Annotated in this window: 15 protein-coding genes; 8 read left to right on the forward strand and 7 right to left on the reverse strand. The window is 64.9% G+C overall.

Translation table 11 applies throughout. From position 1 onward, the window contains the following. The first annotated feature begins 111 nt into the window (after positions 1-111). Positions 112-708, forward strand: a complete 597-nt coding sequence (locus NLM31_RS35325; RefSeq protein ID WP_254133871.1) for a DUF1036 domain-containing protein — start codon at positions 112-114, stop codon at positions 706-708. Next, positions 705-2,141 carry a pyruvate kinase gene (pyk, locus tag NLM31_RS35330; RefSeq protein WP_254133872.1) on the forward strand — a complete coding sequence of 479 codons (1,437 nt, stop codon included), beginning with the start codon at positions 705-707 and terminating at the stop codon, positions 2,139-2,141. Before NLM31_RS35325 ends, pyk begins: the two co-directional genes overlap by 4 nt. Before the next feature lie 142 nt (positions 2,142-2,283). Here the strand turns inward: pyk and NLM31_RS35335 are convergent, their stop codons facing one another. Further along, positions 2,284-2,964, reverse strand: coding sequence for a TetR/AcrR family transcriptional regulator (locus NLM31_RS35335; protein WP_200469738.1), 681 nt, complete (start codon positions 2,962-2,964; stop codon positions 2,284-2,286). Between the two features lie 504 nt (positions 2,965-3,468). Between NLM31_RS35335 and NLM31_RS35340 the strand changes: the two genes are divergently transcribed. Continuing rightward, positions 3,469-5,028 (forward strand): glycosyltransferase 87 family protein, encoded by a 1,560-nt coding sequence (locus NLM31_RS35340; RefSeq protein ID WP_254195235.1) that lies wholly within the window; start codon positions 3,469-3,471, stop codon positions 5,026-5,028. A gap of 733 nt (positions 5,029-5,761) precedes the next feature. Here the strand turns inward: NLM31_RS35340 and NLM31_RS35345 are convergent. Next, the gene (locus NLM31_RS35345) at positions 5,762-6,991 is read right to left on the reverse strand and encodes a glycosyltransferase family 87 protein (RefSeq protein ID WP_254195236.1); all 1,230 of its coding nucleotides are present in this window, start codon (positions 6,989-6,991) and stop codon (positions 5,762-5,764) included. A gap of 166 nt (positions 6,992-7,157) precedes the next feature. After that, entirely contained in the window at positions 7,158-7,322 is a 165-nt protein-coding gene (locus NLM31_RS35350; RefSeq protein WP_045002731.1) for a Flp family type IVb pilin, read from the reverse strand. Positions 7,323-7,613: 291 nt separating this feature from the next. On the opposite strand from NLM31_RS35350, the gene NLM31_RS35355 reads away from it, so the two are divergent. The 4 genes from NLM31_RS35355 (at position 7,614) to NLM31_RS35370 (ending at position 11,552) form a co-directional block, all read left to right on the forward strand. Then, entirely contained in the window at positions 7,614-9,104 is a 1,491-nt protein-coding gene (locus NLM31_RS35355) for a hypothetical protein (RefSeq protein WP_254195237.1), read from the forward strand. Beyond that, complete coding sequence (locus tag NLM31_RS35360) at positions 9,101-10,573, forward strand: hypothetical protein (protein WP_254195238.1); 1,473 nt, start codon at positions 9,101-9,103, stop codon at positions 10,571-10,573. Before NLM31_RS35355 ends, NLM31_RS35360 begins: the two co-directional genes overlap by 4 nt. 16 nt (positions 10,574-10,589) lie before the next feature. Next, positions 10,590-11,006, forward strand: coding sequence for a hypothetical protein (locus tag NLM31_RS35365; RefSeq protein WP_254196324.1), 417 nt, complete (start codon positions 10,590-10,592; stop codon positions 11,004-11,006). Between the two features lie 216 nt (positions 11,007-11,222). Next, on the forward strand, positions 11,223-11,552 hold the full coding sequence (locus NLM31_RS35370; protein WP_254195239.1) for a hypothetical protein: 330 nt from the start codon (positions 11,223-11,225) through the stop codon (positions 11,550-11,552). A gap of 367 nt (positions 11,553-11,919) precedes the next feature. Here NLM31_RS35370 and NLM31_RS35375 read toward each other — a convergent pair whose 3' ends face one another. Beyond that, on the reverse strand, positions 11,920-13,140 hold the full coding sequence (locus tag NLM31_RS35375) for an ABC transporter substrate-binding protein (protein ID WP_254195240.1): 1,221 nt from the start codon (positions 13,138-13,140) through the stop codon (positions 11,920-11,922). A 159-nt stretch (positions 13,141-13,299) separates the two neighbouring features. Here NLM31_RS35375 and NLM31_RS35380 point away from each other — a divergent pair, with 159 nt between their 5' ends. Beyond that, entirely contained in the window at positions 13,300-14,166 is an 867-nt protein-coding gene (locus tag NLM31_RS35380) for an alpha/beta fold hydrolase (protein ID WP_254195241.1), read from the forward strand. 109 nt (positions 14,167-14,275) lie between these two features. Here NLM31_RS35380 and NLM31_RS35385 read toward each other — a convergent pair whose 3' ends face one another. From NLM31_RS35385 to tilS, 3 genes are all read right to left on the reverse strand, one after another. Next, complete coding sequence (locus NLM31_RS35385) at positions 14,276-14,695, reverse strand: DUF3052 family protein (protein WP_254195242.1); 420 nt, start codon at positions 14,693-14,695, stop codon at positions 14,276-14,278. A 12-nt stretch (positions 14,696-14,707) separates the two neighbouring features. Further along, positions 14,708-16,630, reverse strand: a complete 1,923-nt coding sequence (gene ftsH, locus NLM31_RS35390; RefSeq protein ID WP_254133884.1) for an ATP-dependent zinc metalloprotease FtsH — start codon at positions 16,628-16,630, stop codon at positions 14,708-14,710. Positions 16,631-16,884: 254 nt separating this feature from the next. Further along, positions 16,885-17,970 carry a tRNA lysidine(34) synthetase TilS gene (gene tilS, locus NLM31_RS35395; RefSeq protein ID WP_254195243.1) on the reverse strand — a complete coding sequence of 362 codons (1,086 nt, stop codon included), beginning with the start codon at positions 17,968-17,970 and terminating at the stop codon, positions 16,885-16,887. Between the last annotated feature and the right edge of the window lie 31 nt (positions 17,971-18,001).

Raw genomic sequence — 18,001 nt, forward strand, 5'->3', positions numbered from 1 at the left:
AGGTAGGGTCCTGTCACAGATTTTGCCATATCGCAGCGCAAACGGCCCCCGAGGCTGGTTCCGCCCGCCCCTACGCCAAATCGTCAATGATCTGATATAGCTTCCGCGACAATGATCGCCGAATCTCTCCCCGCCCCCCTTCGCCTGCTCGCCCGGTTGGTCCCGGTGCTGGTGGTTGGCCTGTTGTGCATCTGGGCCAGCCCGGCCGCGGCCGATTTCCGGCTTTGCAACAACACATCGAGCCGGGTCGGCATCGCGCTTGGCTACAAGGACGCCGACGGCTGGACCACCGAGGGCTGGTGGAACATCTCGTCCCGCTCCTGCGAGACGCTGCTGCGGGGAACGCTGGTCGCCCGTTACTATTACATCTACGCGATCGACTATGACCGTGGCGGTGAATGGTCGGGGCAGGCCTTCATGTGCTCGCGCGACAAGGAATTCACCATCCGCGGCACCGAGGACTGCCTGGCGCGCGGCTATGACCGGACCGGCTATTTCGAGGTCGATACCGGCGAGCAGCGGGCCTGGACGGTCCAGCTCACCGACGCCAACGAGCAGCCTTCCCAGCAACGCGTCCCCGGGATGCCCGGCCCTGTTGGCCCCGGTGGCGGCGTTCCGGGTTTGCCCAATAGCCCGCCCGGTGGTACGCCCCCCGCCGCGCCTGGCCTTCCGCCAGCTCCCTCGCCACCGTCTGGAAATAAGCCATGAGGCGTCTTCGCCGTATCAAGATTCTCGCGACCCTCGGACCTGCCTCTTCGGATCTCGCGATGATCCGCCGCCTGTTCGAGGCCGGCGCCGACGTGTTCCGCATCAACATGAGCCACACCCCGCATGACAAGATGCGGGAGCTGGTGGCGACGATCCGCAATGTCGAGTCGAGCTACGGCCGCCCGATCGGCATCCTGGTCGACCTGCAAGGCCCGAAGCTCCGGCTCGGCGCCTTCGCCGAAGGTTCGGTCCAGCTCCAGAACGGCCAGACCTTCACGCTCGATTCCGACAAGACCCCGGGCGACGCCACGCGCGTCAATCTTCCGCATCCGGAGATCCTCGCTGCGCTGCGGCCCGGCCATGCCCTGCTGCTCGATGACGGCAAGGTGCGGCTGATCGCGGAGGAAACCTCGAAGGAGCACGCGGTGACGCGCGTCGTGGTCGGCGGCAAGATGTCCGACCGCAAGGGCGTCAGCCTGCCGGATACGGACCTGCCGGTCTCGGCGATGACGCCGAAGGACCGCGCCGACCTCGAGGCCGCGCTGGTCACCGGCGTCGACTGGATTGCGCTCTCCTTCGTACAGCGCGCCGACGACGTGATCGAGGCCAAGAAGATGATCCGCGGCCGCGCCGCGGTGATGGCCAAGATCGAGAAGCCGCAGGCGATCGATCGCCTCGCCGACATCATCGAGGCCTCCGACGCGCTGATGGTGGCGCGCGGCGATCTCGGCGTCGAGCTGCCGCTGGAGCGCGTGCCGAGCCTGCAGAAGCAGATGACGCGCATGGCGCGCCGCGCCGGCAAGCCGGTGGTGATCGCGACCCAGATGCTGGAATCGATGATCCAGTCACCGGTACCGACCCGCGCCGAAGTCTCCGACGTCGCCACCGCCGTCTACGAGGGTGCCGACGCCATCATGCTGTCGGCGGAATCGGCGGCCGGCAAATTCCCGGTCGAAGCGGTCTCGACCATGAACCGCATCGGCGAGGAGGTCGAGCGCGACCCGACCTACCGGTCCGTGATCACGGCCCAGCGCCCCGCGCCGGAATCCACCGCCGGCGACGCCATTGCCGACGCCGCGCGGCAGATCGCCGAGACGCTCGACCTGCCCGCGTTGATCTGCTGGACCAGCTCTGGCTCGACCGCCGTGCGCGTTGCGCGCGAGCGGCCGAAGCCGCCGGTCGTGGCGATCACGCCGAACATCCAGGCCGGACGCCGGCTCGCCGTTGTGTGGGGCGTGCATTGCGTGGTGGCGGAAGATGCGCGCGACCAGGACGATATGGTGAGCCGCGCCGGCCAGATCGCCTTCCGCGATGGTTTCGTCCGCGCCGGCCAGCGCGTGATCATCGTCGCCGGCGTGCCGCTCGGCATTCCCGGCACCACCAACATGGTGCGCATCGCCTCGGTCGGTCCCGAGGGCGAAGCGCAGATGTGAGGCGGCAGGCAGGCCGCCAACAAAAAACGCGAAAACAACCCCATGCACAGTAGCCGGCCGGTCCGGCCGCTCTGCGCGGGTTTTGCGAAAAGACGGGCTCAGGCAACGGCCTGAGCGCGATCAGCTCGAGGCCGCCATCGCGTCAGGCCCCGACCAGCGCCTTGGTCGTCGGCAGCAGCGTCTGCTGCACCACCAGACCGCGGGCGCGGGCGTCCATGACGCCGACGGCGCGCAGCGCGAGCAGCGTCACGGTCTGAACAGCGTCGCGCATCTTCACGGGATCTTCGAGATTGTCGGGTGCGAGCGGACCGACCAGCGCTTCGTGCAGCGCACCCAGCAGCGCGGTCGCGGCCAACGCGGTGTCCTGCGCCGGCAGATGGCCGGCGCGTACGGCGGCGTCGATCCGGGCGGCGATCTCGCCGGCAATCTCGCGACGGCTGGCAAGGCGTGAGGCACTGACATCGACATCGACAGGCTCGGCCAAAATGCCCCAGGCCAGCCGGCGCTGCGACAGCGTATGGACGGCCACCGTGGTCACGGCCGCCGCCAGGGCGGAGGACGGGCCAGGCGCGGCATCGGCCGCGCGCCGGATCGCCGCGAGCTCGTCGCGGGAGACCTCGGAGATCAATTCGGAAATCAGCTCGGCCTTGGAGGGGAAGTAGCGATAGACGGTGCCGGCCGCCACGTTGGCCCGGACCGCGACCGGTGCGATCTGCACCGCCGCCATGCCGCCTTCGGCTGCGGCTTCCCTTGCCGCCGCCAGGATGGCGCTGCGCCGAGCCGCAAGGCGCTTAACCACTTGATGCGTTCGCCGATAAACCATGGCGCGCTTCCTGTCCCACACGCCTGCCGCACGCCCGCGGCCGAACGCTTCGTCACTGCACTAGATGCAAATCGCCCCGCAAAGACTGAACAACTATTCAGGGGGGATGACAAGAAGCAAATGCGTGATGCCGGTTTTCATCGCTCCACCCGCTTAGGCTGCGATTCGGCATATCCGAATCTCGAATGTTTCGGGCGACGGCGGCGGCATTCTGCTGCGTCTGCCGGATGGCAGCACCATTGCTCGACCGTGCGCGACCTTTGCGCGCAAGGCAGCAATATTCCCGCACGGATTCATGCAACCTTAACTGGCCGGCCATAGTCCTACGCGTATCAATCGGAATTCGGCAATGCGTTCCACCAGCGTATCTTCTGCGTCGCGCCCCGTTTTCGAAAGAGGCTGCGCCCATCAGCCGGCGCTTTGATGCTGCAACGCGCGACAACCACCGCTGACTTGCGAGAGGCCATGTCCGTGCCGGCGGCCGGAGGCCTGCGGCGATCAGGGATGACGAACCTGCGCGGACACGCGCTTGCACCCATCGCCATCGTCGTCTGCTCGATGCTGGCAGGCGCGCTCTACACCTTCGCGATGGGCCAGGACGTCAACTGGGATTGGCAGAACTACCACGAATACAATGTCTGGGCCGTGCTCAACGGCCGCTATGGCGTCGATGCGGTCCCGCCGGGGTTTCAAGCCTACTTCAATCCGGTCGTCTATTTTCCGGTCTATTACCTCCGCCACTATCTGCCGTCGCCGTATGGGCTGATGATCATCGGCGCAATTCACGGCCTCAACCTCGCGCTGATCTGCCTGTTTGCACGCCTGGTACTGGGACAAGCCGCGACCTTCGCAGCGATCGCGGCGGCGGTCGTCATCGCGGCCACAGGTCCGATGACGCTCTCGGAAGTGGGCACGAGCTTTTCCGACGTGCTGCTGGCATTGCCCGTGATCGGCGGTTTCCTGCTGATCCTGGTGGCGGATCACCGGCCCGTAGCCCGCTATCTGCTCGCCGGGCTCCTGATCGGCGCCGCGGTCGGGCTGAAGCTCACCAATGTGGTCTACGCGATAGGCGCAGCCGCAGCACTGCTCGCCGCCGCGCGGCCGCTTCGCGCGACGGTCCTGCTCGGACTCGGCGGGATCGTCGGCGCGGCACTCACCGGCGGCGAATGGTGCCTGATCGCCTGGCGCGACACCGGCAATCCGATCTTCCCGCTGTTCAATGCCGTCTTCCAGTCAGGCGAGGTGGCGACGATCAATCTGATGGACGCGCAGTTCATGCCGCACAGCGTGTTCGACGCGCTGGCCTATCCGTTCTATTGGCTGATGGGCGACCACCGAGGCGCGGAGCATCCATTCCGCGACGCGCGTTTCGCGGTCGTGGCGATCCTGCTCGTGCTCGGCCTCGTTGTGCGCATGACGCGCGTCAGCGCGATCCTCACGCGGCGTGATGTGCAGCTGGTGGTGCTGTTCGCAGTCTCGTACCTGGCGTGGCTCAGCCTGTTCTCGATCCAGCGCTATGCGGTGGTTCTGGAACTATTGTGCGGCCCGATCATCGTTGTGCTGCTCGCGCGCCTCGCTGCGAGCGCGGGGCCGACATTGCGCACGGCGTTCCCCGTTCCGCCGAACGCGCTGATGTTGACGGTTGCAGCCGGGATCGCATTGTGGTCGCAGCCGGCGGACTGGTGGCACCGCCCCTGGTCGGACGTCTACCGGCCGAAGATCGCCGACGCGCTCGATCAGCCCGCGACCTACTTCATCCTCGGCAAGCCGCTCGCCTATATCGCGCCGCAGCTTCCGCCGCAGTCGCGCTTCTACCTGCTCGCCGATATCGGTGTGCCCATCGTTCCCGGCGGCATCTTCGACCAGCGCATCCGCGCCGGATTGAAGGCTCCGCTGCCCGGCGGTCTCCGCGAATTGCACATGCGCGGCGAACCGGACCGCAGCGCGCTGCTGGATCGCTACGCGCTTGCCATCGATCCCACCAGGCCCTGTGCCACCATCGAGGGCGCCCGCCCCGGCACGACGCTCGAAAGCTGCCCGCTCGTTGAGCAGGCCGCGCGATAGGACGTGTGCTCATAACGGCAATCGGCTGCCCGATGGCCAAGCGGAAAACCTATCCAACATCCAGCCTCGGATCGTGACACTGCGTGCCAATTGACGGGATGAGCGAGCAGGTTAGCTGCGCCGAACAAAGTTGAGGCCGGTTGTCATGTCGGCTATTGGCGGCAGATCGGAGGCGGGGCCATGCTAGCCATGACCGCTGCTTGTGACCCGAAGCAGAAATCAGGCGCTATCTCCCTGCGGAGGATCGCATGACCTCGGGCTCCCCAGTACAGTCACGGTAATCATTCCCGCAACCGACCCAACGCCAAATCCGGCCACGCCCATACCAAGTAAAGCTAGCGCGACGACCGCCGTAGTCGTCTCGTGCGCAGTAACAAGTAAACAGGCCAGGACGATCAAGGGAAGATTGCTCAGCAAGGCGAGCAGGTATCCCCAAGCCCATCTCCTTCTCGGCCTAAACAGCAAAGCGAATAGGCCGAAACCAACAACTAAGCTGCCTAAGCTGGCGCTCACGAGTATCCACATCGAGAAATTCCAATATCCTGAGTGACAGCATACGGTGAAAAACACCCTAACGTCATGTCCGGAATTGGCCCGTAGCGGCGACCGAGGGATGTCCGCTATTCCACCGCTGTCGACGGCGAAGCAGACATCGACGCGCTGACGGCGAGCTTTTACGACTACACGCCCTAGCGTCCCACACCGGAGCTCGATCAGAACCTGGTCGCGTTTCTCAATTCGTTCGTGTTGCGGCGAGCTGCATCGATGCAGCCTCGGCAGCGCGCCAGGCTGCGCAACGGCCGAGGATCAGGGCGAAGACGATGAGGATCGCCGGGAAGCCCACCGGCTGGCCGAGAAACAGGAAGGTCGCGAGCAGCGCGAAGACGAGCGCCAGGGCCATCACCTCGTGGCGCGCGAAACCTTCCTCGAGGCCGGCGCGGATGAGGAAGGCCACCGCGATGCCCAGCACGACTAGGTCATACATGAAGAGATAGGGCGTCGTGAGCAGCGTTGCGGCCGCGAGCATCGCCGCCTTCAGCGCGTAAGGCACTCTGCTCCGCCACATCACGACCAGCACGACCGCAACCGCTGCCGTCAACACCCACTGGAAGATCCATCCGAGCTGCTCGGTGCCGCCGACATAGCGCACGAACGCGAAGATGCTCTGCATCTTGAACCAGGGGGCCCTGCCTTCGGTCAGGAAGGCCTGCGAGAACATCGGAATCCAGTGGAAGAAGGCCTGCCAGCTTTCGGTCCCGAATGCGAACCAGGACGCTCCTGCGATCGTCACGGTGACGATGGCGGCGGTGAAAAGCACCGTCCATTCGGCGGCAGCGATCAGCACCAGCGGAAACAGCAGTCCATATTGAGGCTTGTAGCTCAGAAGGCCGAGGCAGATTCCAGCCAGCACCGGTCGCGTCGGCAGCAGATAGAGCATGCCGCCGATCAGGGACGCCGTGAGGAAACCGTTCTGCCCGACCAGGATGTTGATGAAGGTGGCGGGAAATCCAATCGCAAGCACCAGGCCCGCATTGCGCCCGATGATCGCGCGCATCACGGCGAGATAAGGCACCAGGCTGAACGCGGCCCAGCCGATGAAAGCCACCGCATAGGGAAACTGCGCGAGAAAAGATGCGACGAACAGGAAGGGCGGCGGATAGTGCCAGGCGAAATGGCCGACGAAATCCTGCTTGAGCAGAGCAAGCTCGACCTGCTTCTGGATGTCCCAATCCCAGGCCAGCGCGGGGTGGCCCTCCAGCGCCAGTTTTCCGGCCGCCCAGACATTGACGAAGTCCGTCGGGATGCCGCGTCCGTCCGCGCCGAAGATCCACACATGGGTGAGATAGGCCGTCGGGAAATACGCCAGCGTGACGATCGCCAGCACGAAGGAGATGTTGAGGAGCGTCGCAGGGAGCGTGCCGTGACGAGCAACGGCAGGCGGGGCGGACGAAGCTTCGGCCATGCGGCTTCCTTTAACGCGCAATACGGTGACGCGGATGCGTCCAAGCCATACACCCGCGGGACTTGAAGGAGGCTTAAGCGTGATCGTCGAATGCCCCGATGCTCCGGACAAAGCAAAAGAGCCCCGTCGATGACGGGGCTCTTCGCTATTCCGTTGATCGTCTAGCTTACTTGAGGCTGGACGAGATCGAGCCGAACTTGGCGTTCAGCGTGGTGCCGAGGTTGTTGACGACGGTGATGATCGCCAGCGCGATGCCGGCGGCGATCAGGCCGTATTCGATGGCGGTGGCGCCGGATTCGTCCTTCACGAAACGCGAAACGAGGTTCTTCATAGACTGCTCCAAAGGATACACGTGGCTTCAACTGGTCTGGTCTTTTCGGCTTCCCAGCGCCGCCCGACCATGGAACTCAACGTAAGGGCAAAGACTTGCGCCGCAGTTAATTCGACTGCGTAAATGCGGAACCGTTTGTATGTATTCGCCGATGGTAAACCGAAATCTAAAACAATCGGTTAAATTGCACCGTCATGAAGCGAGGTAGCTCCGCCGATTTACGGGAAGTTATGACCGCCATGGTCAAATGCCGCCGCTCGGCCAACAGGACCAAGAACAAGACGAGGCGGCATGTCCCTATCCTTCACCAACAGCATTGCAGTGCAGAGCCGCGCGCGCGCGCTGGTGCCGCTATGCGTCGGCGCGGGCGCGTACCTGTTCTTTCTCTATATCGGCGACACCCTGCTTCAGGACTCCGACTCGTTCTGGCAGATCAAGATCGGGCAGTGGATCCTCGATCACCACGCCCTGCCCTATACCGACTTCTATTCGTTCACGCGCCCCGGCGAGCCCTGGATCTCGACGTCCTGGCTGTCGCAGATCCTGTTCGCCATCTCCTACACACAATGGGACTGGGCCGGGCCCGTGATCCTCACCGCGCTCGCGATCGCGGCATCGGCTGCCGTTTTCGTCTACCTGCTCGAGGCGCATCTCGAAATTCCGCGCGCGGTCTTGTTCGCGATGCTGGCCGTGCTGCTGTCGCTGCACCATATCCTGGCGCGGCCGCATATGCTGGCACTGCCGGTGATGATCGCGTGGGTCGGCATTCTCATGAATGCGGCCGACCGCAAGGTCACGCCGTCCTGGGTCTGGCTGCCGCTGATGTCGCTGTGGGCGAACCTGCATGGCGGCTTCGTGCTCGGCCTCGCGCTGATCGGCCCGATGGCGATCGAGGCGATCTGGACACTCGATTCCGGCAAGCAGGTCCGGCTGCTCGCACGCTGGTTCCTGTTCGGCGTCGCCGCGATGGCGGCCGCCTGCGTCACACCCTATGGCTGGCGCACGCTGCTGGGCGCGACCAACATCCTCAATCTCGGCGAGCTGCTGTCGGTCATCTCGGAATGGATGCCGGCGAATTTCGCCTCGTTCTCCGCCTTCGAAGCCGCGATCCTCGGCCTGATCGCGATCGGCCTGTTCCGTGGCATGACGCTGTCGCCGCCGCGCATCCTGCTGATCCTGCTGTTCACCTGGATGGGGCTCACCCATGTCAGGAGCATCGAGGCCTTTGCCTTCCTGGTGCCGCTGGTGCTGGCCAAGCCGCTCGGCGAGACATCGCCGCTGCCGCAAGCTGACGCGCAGGCCGGCGAGAGCTGGGCCGCGCGCTACGTCACCATCACCGGCGCGCTGATGATCGCGGCCGCGGCCTGGACCACGACCTCGATCTACATGTCGCATCACCGCTTCACCTTCACGATGGACCAGACGCCGGTCGCCGCCGTCGACCTGCTGCAGCAGCGCAAGGCGCAACGCATCTTCAACGCCTACCAGTTCGGCGGCTATCTGATCTCACGCGACATCCCGGTCTTCGTCGACGGCCGCGCCGAGCTCTATGGCGAGAAGTTCGTGATGGACTTCTTCAAGGCGGTCGAGGTCAAGAAGCTCGATAACCTGACGCGGCTGCTGGAAGAGTACAAGATCGACGCCACGCTGATGGGCGCCGACATGCCGGCCGCGCAGGTGCTCGATCATATCAAGGGCTGGAAGCGGCTCTATGCCGACAACATCGCCGTGATCCATGTGCGGGATGGCGCGCCCGATGCGGCCGTGCCAGCCAAGCCATGAGCATCGCGGCCAGCGTTCCGATCGCGCGCGCCCAGCGCAATCTGGCACCGCTGTGCGTCGCGGCCGCGACCTTCCTGCTGCTGCTGGTGAGCGGCGACAGCCTGCTGCACGATCCCGACACGCTCTGGCAGATCAAGGTCGGCGCGTGGATCCTGGATCATCGCGCCGTGCCCTGGACCGATTTCTATTCGCTGACGCACCAGGGCGATGTCTGGCTCTCGACCTCCTGGCTGTCGCAGGTCCTGTTCGCGACGGCCTATGCCCATTGGGGATGGGCCGGGCCGGTCGTGCTGACCGCGGCTGCGATCGCGCTGGCAATGGCATTGCTGCTGACCTTCCTGCAACGGCATCTCGACCTGCCCTATGCGCTGGTGTTCTGCCTGCTGGCGATGACGCTGGCCGCGCCGCATCTGCTGGCCCGCCCGCACGTGCTGGCGCTGCCGGTCATGGTTGCCTGGGCCGGAGGCCTGATGGCGGCGGCCGACCGCGGCCGCGCACCATCCTTCCTGCTGCTGCCGTTGATGACGCTGTGGGCCAATCTTCACGGCGGCTTCGTGCTCGGCCTCGCCTTGGCCGGCGCAATCGGGCTCGAAGCGCTCTGGCGAGCCGCGCCGGCACGCCGCCTGGCGCTCGCGATGTGGTGGGCCGCGTTCGGGTTCGGCGCGCTGGCGGCGAGCTGCTGCACGCCCTATGGCCTGGACACGCTGCTCGGTGCAGCGCGCATTCTCAGCCTCGGAAAGTCCTTCTCCGTCATCGCCGAATGGCGCCCGGCCGATTTTGGCACCTTCAGCCCGTTCGCGGGCGCGCTGCTCGGCCTGCTCGGTCTCGCGCTCACGCGCGGGCTGGCGCTGTCGCCGCCGCGCGTGCTGCTGATCCTCGGCACCACCTGGATGGCGCTGGCGCATGTCCGCAGCATCGAGACCTTTGGCGTGCTGGTGCCCCTGGTGCTGGCGCAGCCGCTCGGCGGCTGGTTCAGGGCTGTCCCGGATGCACCGCGCAGCCTGCGGATGGCCCCCGGCGCCCCGGCGGCGCTGGCCGCGGTGACCATCGTGCTCGCGACCGCAAGCATAACCGCGACCTTTGCAGGCCGTCACACCTTCGAATTCTCCACGGCACAGACGCCGGTCGCGGCCGTCGATGTGCTGATCGAGCGCAAGGCCGCGCGCATCTTCAACTCCTATGGTTTCGGCGGCTACCTGATCGTCCGCGACCTCAGGCCTTTCGTCGACGGACGATCGGAGCTCTACGGCGAAAAATTCCTGATGGACTATTTTGCCGCCGAAGACGGCCGCGACGTCTCCGGCCTCCTGCGCATGCTCGACGACAACAGGATCGACGCGACGCTGCTGACGCCGGATTCACCGGCAGCCCAGATGCTGGATCACATCAGGGGCTGGAAGCGGGTCCATGGTGATGAGATCGCGGTGGTGCATGTGCGGGACGATCAGGACACCGCGCCGCTGAAGTGAGAACGGCGTGATCAACATGCCCAAAATGCACTCCGAATGGCTTCGCCAACTGCCCTATTTGGTTCACACCAATAGAGAACTCGGCTTAATGCTGAGGGGTACCAAGCCTCTCGCCTATTTCATGGATTTCGTTGGTCGTGAGCCGGAGACTTGTATTCGATATTGGCGGATGTTCGACAGGCACGTTGCTGTGGGCCACCTGATAAAACGCGAACTGATTGACACGTGTCCTGATCTTCCGCGTCTCGAGTGCCGCAGGCTGTTTTACGTCTTGCCAGGTCACGAGTGGCGAATTGACGCCATGCTTAAGCTGCTCGACGAACCCGGAGCTTGGTCCGACGGGCGCGAACGGCGCTTTGGCGAATTGCTCGGCTACGAAAATTGGCAGATCGACTATTGGCTCGCACATCGTCCATCGTTCGCCAACGCTTAGTGGGCAGGACCTCAAAGATTGATACGTCCGCCAGGATCAAGCACGGCGCTCCATCCGGGTTACGGGGACAGGCCCTCAATTCCCGGTCTACAATTCGCTCTGTGGGGCTCGCCGGCACGTCGCGAGACCTGGCAAGCAGTCTTGTCTCTTCGTTCCTGACGCAGTTCAATGCAGCCGGATCGGGGCGGCGAAAAGGGCCTCGAAGTAGACCGTGTCATGAAGAACCCGGACGCCATCGCTGTCATCATATCAGCGCTCCGTCACGTCCACGGTGACGACATCGCCCGAATGATGCTGGTCGAAGGCATGAGCCTGGCCAATCTGATCGACGCGATGTTTTCGGCGCCCCTGACGCACCGTGAGGCCGTTCGGGCGATCACCGATGGATTGGATGACTTCGTCATCACGCCCGAGCTGGGGCTGATATGGCACCTGAAATATATCTACGGCGACCAGCCCGGCTCCCTGCATGTCGTGGACCTGGAGATCGCCACGCCGGACGGCACGCTGGCGAGCAAGGACGTCTGGCTTCGTCTCGCCTCCTGAGGCGATGGGCCAGGTCACCGCGGATAGGATCCATGCCGAGCGTTGTTGATGCCATTCGTCTTCGATTACGAAAACAGAAAGGTCCCGATCAGCAGGCCCACGGCGAAAGCGAGAAGCCCCAAAGTGGAGGCTGAGACGATGCGGATGAGGATGCGAACTTGCTCCTCATACTGCTCTTCTGCGGTCTTGTGAGACTGAGCCGCCATTGCAACTGCCCTGCCATTGCCCAGATGGGGCGAATGTACGCCCCAAATCATGGTCAACAAGAGGCATTTTGGCCCCGCCGTGATGCCCTCTTCGTGATCTGGCGGGCCAGGGCCGGATGGCGCGGAGCGAAATCCGGGCTACAACAGCAAAAGCGGCGCCCTCAATTTCCCGTCTGCAGCTCGCCAAAGCGCTCCCAGGTCTTGCCGTTGAAGCGCATGAACTGCATCTGGTCGACGGGGACATGGTCGGCCGCGCTGGTGTTGATCCTGATGCCGGGCAGCAGCATCGGCAGCTCGAGATCGTGGATCGCGTAGGCCTGCTTCAGGATGTTCTCGGTCGATAGATCGTCGCCGCAGGCCTTCAGCACCGCCTCGAGCGCCATCGCGCTGTTGTAGGAGTTGACGTAATTGGTGTCGTGCTGGTCGGCCTCCGGCACATATTTCGTCATGAACTCGCGCCAGGCCTTCACGCCGGGATCGTCCTTCCAGGCGGGATCGTCGGGGTCCTTCACATAAGCGGTGGAGAGAATGCCGGTGCCGGCTTCCACGCCGGCAGGCTCCATCACGGTCGAGATCCACACCGCGACGTTGGACAGGAAGGTCATCGGCCGCCAGCCGATCTCGAATGATTTTCGGATCGCCTGCGCTGCGAATTTCGGTGTCGCCGCGATCACGAACACGTCGGCGCCCGAGGCCTTCAATTTCACGATCTGGGAATCGATGGTCGGGTCCTGGATCTCGTAGGTGGCATTGGTGACCACGGCATCGTATTTCTCGGCCAGCACGTCCTTGAGGCCCGCGAGATAGTCGCGGCCGTAATCGTCGTTCTGCGAGATCACGGCGAATTTCGCGTTCGGATTCCTGGCGAGCGCATAGCGCGCATAGAGCCGCGCCTCATAGCGGAACGGCGCCTGCACGCCCATCGTCGCCTGCGGATATTGCGCGATGTTGGCGAATTTGGAGGCGCCGGAGCCGATGAAGAGCTGCGGCACGTTCTTGCTCTGGAGATATTTCGCGATCGCCGTGTTATGCGCGGTGCCGATCGAGGAGAAGATCAGCGCGACCTCGTCGCTCTCCACCAGCCGTCGCGTTTGCTCGACCGATTTCGGCGGCGCGTAACTGTCGTCGAGCGAAATCAGATTGACCTTGCGGCCGTTGATGCCGCCCTTGTCGTTGAGCATCTTGAAATAGCCGACCTCGCCCTTGCCGAGCGCACCGAAGGCGGAGACCGGCCCGCTATAGGGCATGGTCTGGCCGATCCTGATCTCGGTGGCGGTGATGCCGCGCATCTCGGCGGCGATGGAGGCGCTGGAGGCGCTGGAGGCGCTGAATGTTACAAATGAAACGGCGCACAACGCGCCCAATGCCGCCGTCAAGCGCATCGGCTCCCCTCCCATTTGCCGGTGCGATCACGCCGCACCTTTATTTGAAGGGAGCATGCCATGACATCGCGGCCAACTCCAATCATTATCGGGCGACGATCACCGCAGCCGTAAGGCGGACGAAGCGCAGCGCCAGGTCGCCCAGCAGGAAGACGTGCCATGTTTCGCAATCTCTTCGCCGCACTTCTCATCACGATGTCGCTCGGCACGGCACATGCAGCACCGCGATGGCTGAACCTGCCGCCGACGCCGACCTTGCCCAAGGCAACGCAAAGCGGCTTCGCGCCCGTCAACGGCATCAAGATCTGGTACGCGAGTTTCGGCCGCGGCGAGCCGGTCCTCCTGCTGCATGGCGGCCTCGCCAATGCCAATTACTGGGGCCATCAGGTCCGCGCGCTGCAGCGGCATTATCAGGTCATCGTCATGGACAGTCGTGGACATGGGCGGAGCCACCGAAATCAGGAGCCGTATGGCTACGATTTGATGGCCTCGGACGTGGTCGCCCTGCTCGATCATCTCGGGATCAGGAAGGCCGCGATCGTCGGCTGGAGCGACGGCGCGATCATCGGCCTCGACATCGCGATGAAGCATCCGGAGCGGGTGAGCAGGCTGTTTGCGTTCGCAGCGAATTCGGATCCGTCGGGCGTTGCCGATATCGCGTCGAGCGACGTCTTCAACGCCTACATCGCGCGGGCGGGCGAGGAGTACAAGCGCCTCTCGCCGACGCCGACCGAGTACAAGAGCTTCGTCGCGGAGATTACCAAGATGTGGGAGAGCCAGCCGAAATGGACGGCCTCCGATCTCGCAGGCATCAAGGTGCCGACCTGGATCGTCGACGGCGACCACGACGAGGCGATCAAGCGCGAGAACACCGAATTCATGGCGGCGAATATTCCCGGCGCCGGCCTGCTGATCCAGCCGGAGGTCAGCCACTTCTCGTTCCTGCAGGATCCCGGGCAGTTCACCGATGATGTGATGCGGTTTCTGGGGCGCGGCGGTGAGACGGCGGGCGCCGCGGCGAAGTGAGATATCGTAGGGCGGGCAAAGCGAGAGCGCGCCCACGATCTCTATCGTGCGTGCCGAGAGGTCGTGGGCACGGCGCTTGCGCGCCTTTGCCCACCCTACGGCAGCGGTGCTATTTCGCGGGCTTCGCGCGGTCCTTCACGGGGATCACGAGCTTCAAGCCGGACCAGACATCGTCGACGGCGCAGATCTTGATGTCGACGAGACCGTTCGCGAGCGCGGTCTCGCGCACCAGGGCTTCGGTGACGTCGGTCGCGACGCCGGACGCTTTCTTCGGCCACGACGCCCAGATCATCCCATCCGGCGCGATCGCCTTGCGGTAGCTGCGCAGTTTTGCGGCGAGGCCTTTGGCGTCGGCTGCGAACAGATGCACCATGTCGAGCGGCGCCTTCGCGGTCCTGGCGATGGTCACGTCGTCAGGGAGTTCGCCGACCACGTCGCGGTAGGCGGTCGCAAGGCCGTCCACAAAAATACAAAAGCCCGGCTTTATGCCGAGCTTTTGCACTATCGGTTTGCCGGAAGTGCCGGCCATGAGGCGTAGGCGTTACGCCTGCGGCTGCGGCTCCAGGCCGGGATCCGGATCGGGCCGCGGGCGCGACTTGCCGGCCGGCGGCACGGCGGAGGCACGCGGCGTGGTCGGCTCGAGCACGGACTCGCGGTTCGGCTTCTTGCCCTTGAGCAGGTCGACGATCTCGTCACCGGAGAGCGTTTCGAACTCGAGCAGGCCCTTGGCGAGCGCTTCGAGATCGGCGTGCTTCTCGGTGAGGATGCGGGTCGCTTCCTTGTAGCCTTCCTCGACCAGGCGGCGGATCTCGGAGTCGATCTTCTGCACGGTCGCCTCAGAGGCGTTCTGCGTCCGCGAGACCGACATGCCAAGGAACACCTCGTCCTGGTTCTCGCCGTAGGAGACGGTGCCGAGCTCTTCCGACAGGCCCCAGCGCGTCACCATCATCCGGGCAAGGCGGGTCGCCTGCTCGATGTCGGAGGCGGCACCGGACGTTACCTTCTCGCGGCCGAAGATCAGCTCTTCGGCGACGCGGCCGCCCATCATGATGGCGAGGCGCGAGGTCATCTGCTCCAGGGACATCGACAGCTTGTCGCGCTCGGGGAGCTGCATGACCATGCCGAGCGCACGGCCGCGCGGAATGATGGTCGCCTTGTGGATCGGATCGGTCGCGGGCACGTTGAGGCCGACGATGGCGTGGCCGCCCTCGTGATAGGCCGTCAGCAGCTTCTCTTCCTCGGTCATGACGAGCGACTTGCGCTCGGCGCCCATCATCACCTTGTCCTTGGCTTCCTCGAACTCGGCCTGGGTAACCATGCGCTTGTTGCGGCGCGCGGCGGTCAAGGCGGCTTCGTTGACGAGGTTCATCAGGTCGGCGCCGGAGAAACCGGGCGTGCCGCGCGCGATGGTCTTGAGGTTGATATCGGGGGCCAGCGGCACCTTGCGGACGTGGACCTTGAGGATCTGCTCGCGACCGACGACGTCCGGATTGGGCACCACGACCTGGCGGTCGAAGCGGCCCGGACGCAGCAGCGCGGGATCGAGCACGTCGGGACGGTTGGTCGCGGCGATCAGGATCACGCCCTCGTTCGCCTCGAAGCCGTCCATCTCGACCAGCAGCTGGTTCAGCGTCTGCTCGCGCTCGTCATTGCCGCCGCCGAGACCGGCGCCGCGGTGACGACCGACCGCATCGATTTCGTCGATGAAGATGATGCAGGGCGCGTTCTTCTTGGCCTGCTCGAACATGTCCCGCACACGGGAGGCGCCGACGCCGACGAACATTTCGACGAAGTCCGAACCCGAAATGGTGAAGAACGGCACGTTGGCTTCGCCCGCGACCGCGCGCGCGATCAGGGTCTTACCGGTGCCGGGAGGGCCGACCAGCAGCACGCCGCGCGGAATGCGGCCGCCGAGGCGCTGGAATTTGCCGGGGTCGCGCAGGAATTCGACGATCTCCTGCAGGTCCTGCTTGGCTTCGTCGACGCCGGCGACGTCCTCGAAGGTGACGCGGCCATGGGCCTCCGTCAGCATCTTCGCGCGCGACTTGCCAAAACCCATCGCCTTGCCGGCGCCGCCCTGCATCTGCCGCGACAGGAAGATCCAGACGCCGATCAGCGCGATGAAGGGCAGCCAGGAGACCAGCAACGAGACGAACCACGGCACGTTGTCGCCGGGCGGCTTCGCGGTGATCTGGACCTTGCTGTCGTACAGGCGCTTCACCAGCGTCGGGTCGTTCGGCGCATAGGTCTGGAAGCTGGAGCCGTTGGTGAAGGTGCCGTGGATGTCGGGACCCTGGATCACGACGTCACGGACGCGGCCCTGGTCAACTTCGCTCAGGAGCTGCGAGAAGGCGATGTCCTGCGAGGAGGCCCGCTGGCCCGGATTCTGGAAGAGCGTGAACAACGCCAACAGCAGCAAAACAATGATGACCCAGAGGGCGAAATTGCGCAGATTGGCGTTCATCGATCTTCCTTCGTGGTCGCGCGGATCGCGGCCTCATCCTTGGGCTTTACGAGGAAATCCCCAAGGAATCCTCATCGTTAGACGCATACAATTTAGGTGCCGCCCCGGTCGCTGCCAAGGGAACGAGATGGGACTATTTATCCCATCTTAGAGCGATTCCCGCTGAAATAATGGCATCAAAGCGGGCGTTTTTCCTGCCTGGTTAAGGTGTCCTGACGGCGCGTTGCCGAAACGGCCGGTGTCATGGTCCGCCCTCATCCGCCTTTGGGACCATTCCTGGACCGCCGGGCCGGCGCGGGCGCGATGTGGATACGCCCCCCGGCAAGGCTGATCAAGGCTCCCGCCAGGGTCTGCTTCAGGATGGCACGGCTATTTACGGGCGCACGGGAGCGGGCGGAGATGTCCTGGTCGCGCATGGCCTGATCGATCGCAGCCAGCAGGGTCTCGACCTTGCCGAGTTCCGCCGGCCCCTCGTGCCCGACCGCGTCGATGGCCCGCAGCAGCAGCCGCAGCCGGACTTCCTCGGGCAGGGTGGCGAAGGCTGCGGCCGCGAAACTGCGCACGTCCGGCTGCGGCGCATCGCCGCGATCCCGCAAACGGAGGAAGCGCTCGGCGCCGTCGGTCAGCACCTCGACCGCCACGTTGGCCCGGGCGAGCCGCGCCGAAAGACGAACCAGCGTGCGGGCATCGCCACCCTCGGCTGCGAGCTGCGGCAGCAGCGCGCGAAGCCTGGGCCGCGTGAAGGCCGCATCGCGGTTGGTGGGATCGTCGGCGAAACCGATTCCAGCCCGCTTCAGCGTCGCGATGAGCTGCGACTTCGGCACATCGAGCAGCGGGCGCGCCAGCACCAGGCCATCGCGCGTCGCGTGTCGCGCCATCGCCGACAGACCTGCGATGCCGCTGCCGCGGAGCAGCCGCATCAACAGGGTCTCGGCCTGGTCGTCGCGGGTATGCGCGGTCAGCACGTGGCTCGCGCCGGCTGCGCGCGCGGCCTGCGCAAGCAGGCGATAGCGGGCTTCGCGCGCGGCGGCCGGCAATCCCGTTGCCGGCTTTGCACCGCGCCAGCGCAGGGTCCGGTGTGTCAAGCCGAGTTCAGTGGCGAGCCGCTTGACCTCGCGCGCCTCGCGCGCCGCCTCCGCCCGCAGGCCATGATCGACGGTGACGACGATGAGCTCCGGGCCGCGCGCCAGGCTGCGCCGCCAGCGCGCCGCGAGCCACATCAGCGCGACCGAGTCGGGCCCGCCGGAGACCGCGAGCACCAGCGCAGGCGCGCTCTTGAGCTCGGCGAAGAGCTGCTTCGCCTCGCGTGCCGAAATCGGAGAATTGTCGTCGTCGGACATGACGCTGCAATTTAGCGCAGCGCCATCGGCG

Origin of the sequence: Bradyrhizobium sp. CCGUVB4N, assembly GCF_024199945.1 — a bacterium.
Lineage (GTDB): Bacteria > Pseudomonadota > Alphaproteobacteria > Rhizobiales > Xanthobacteraceae > Bradyrhizobium.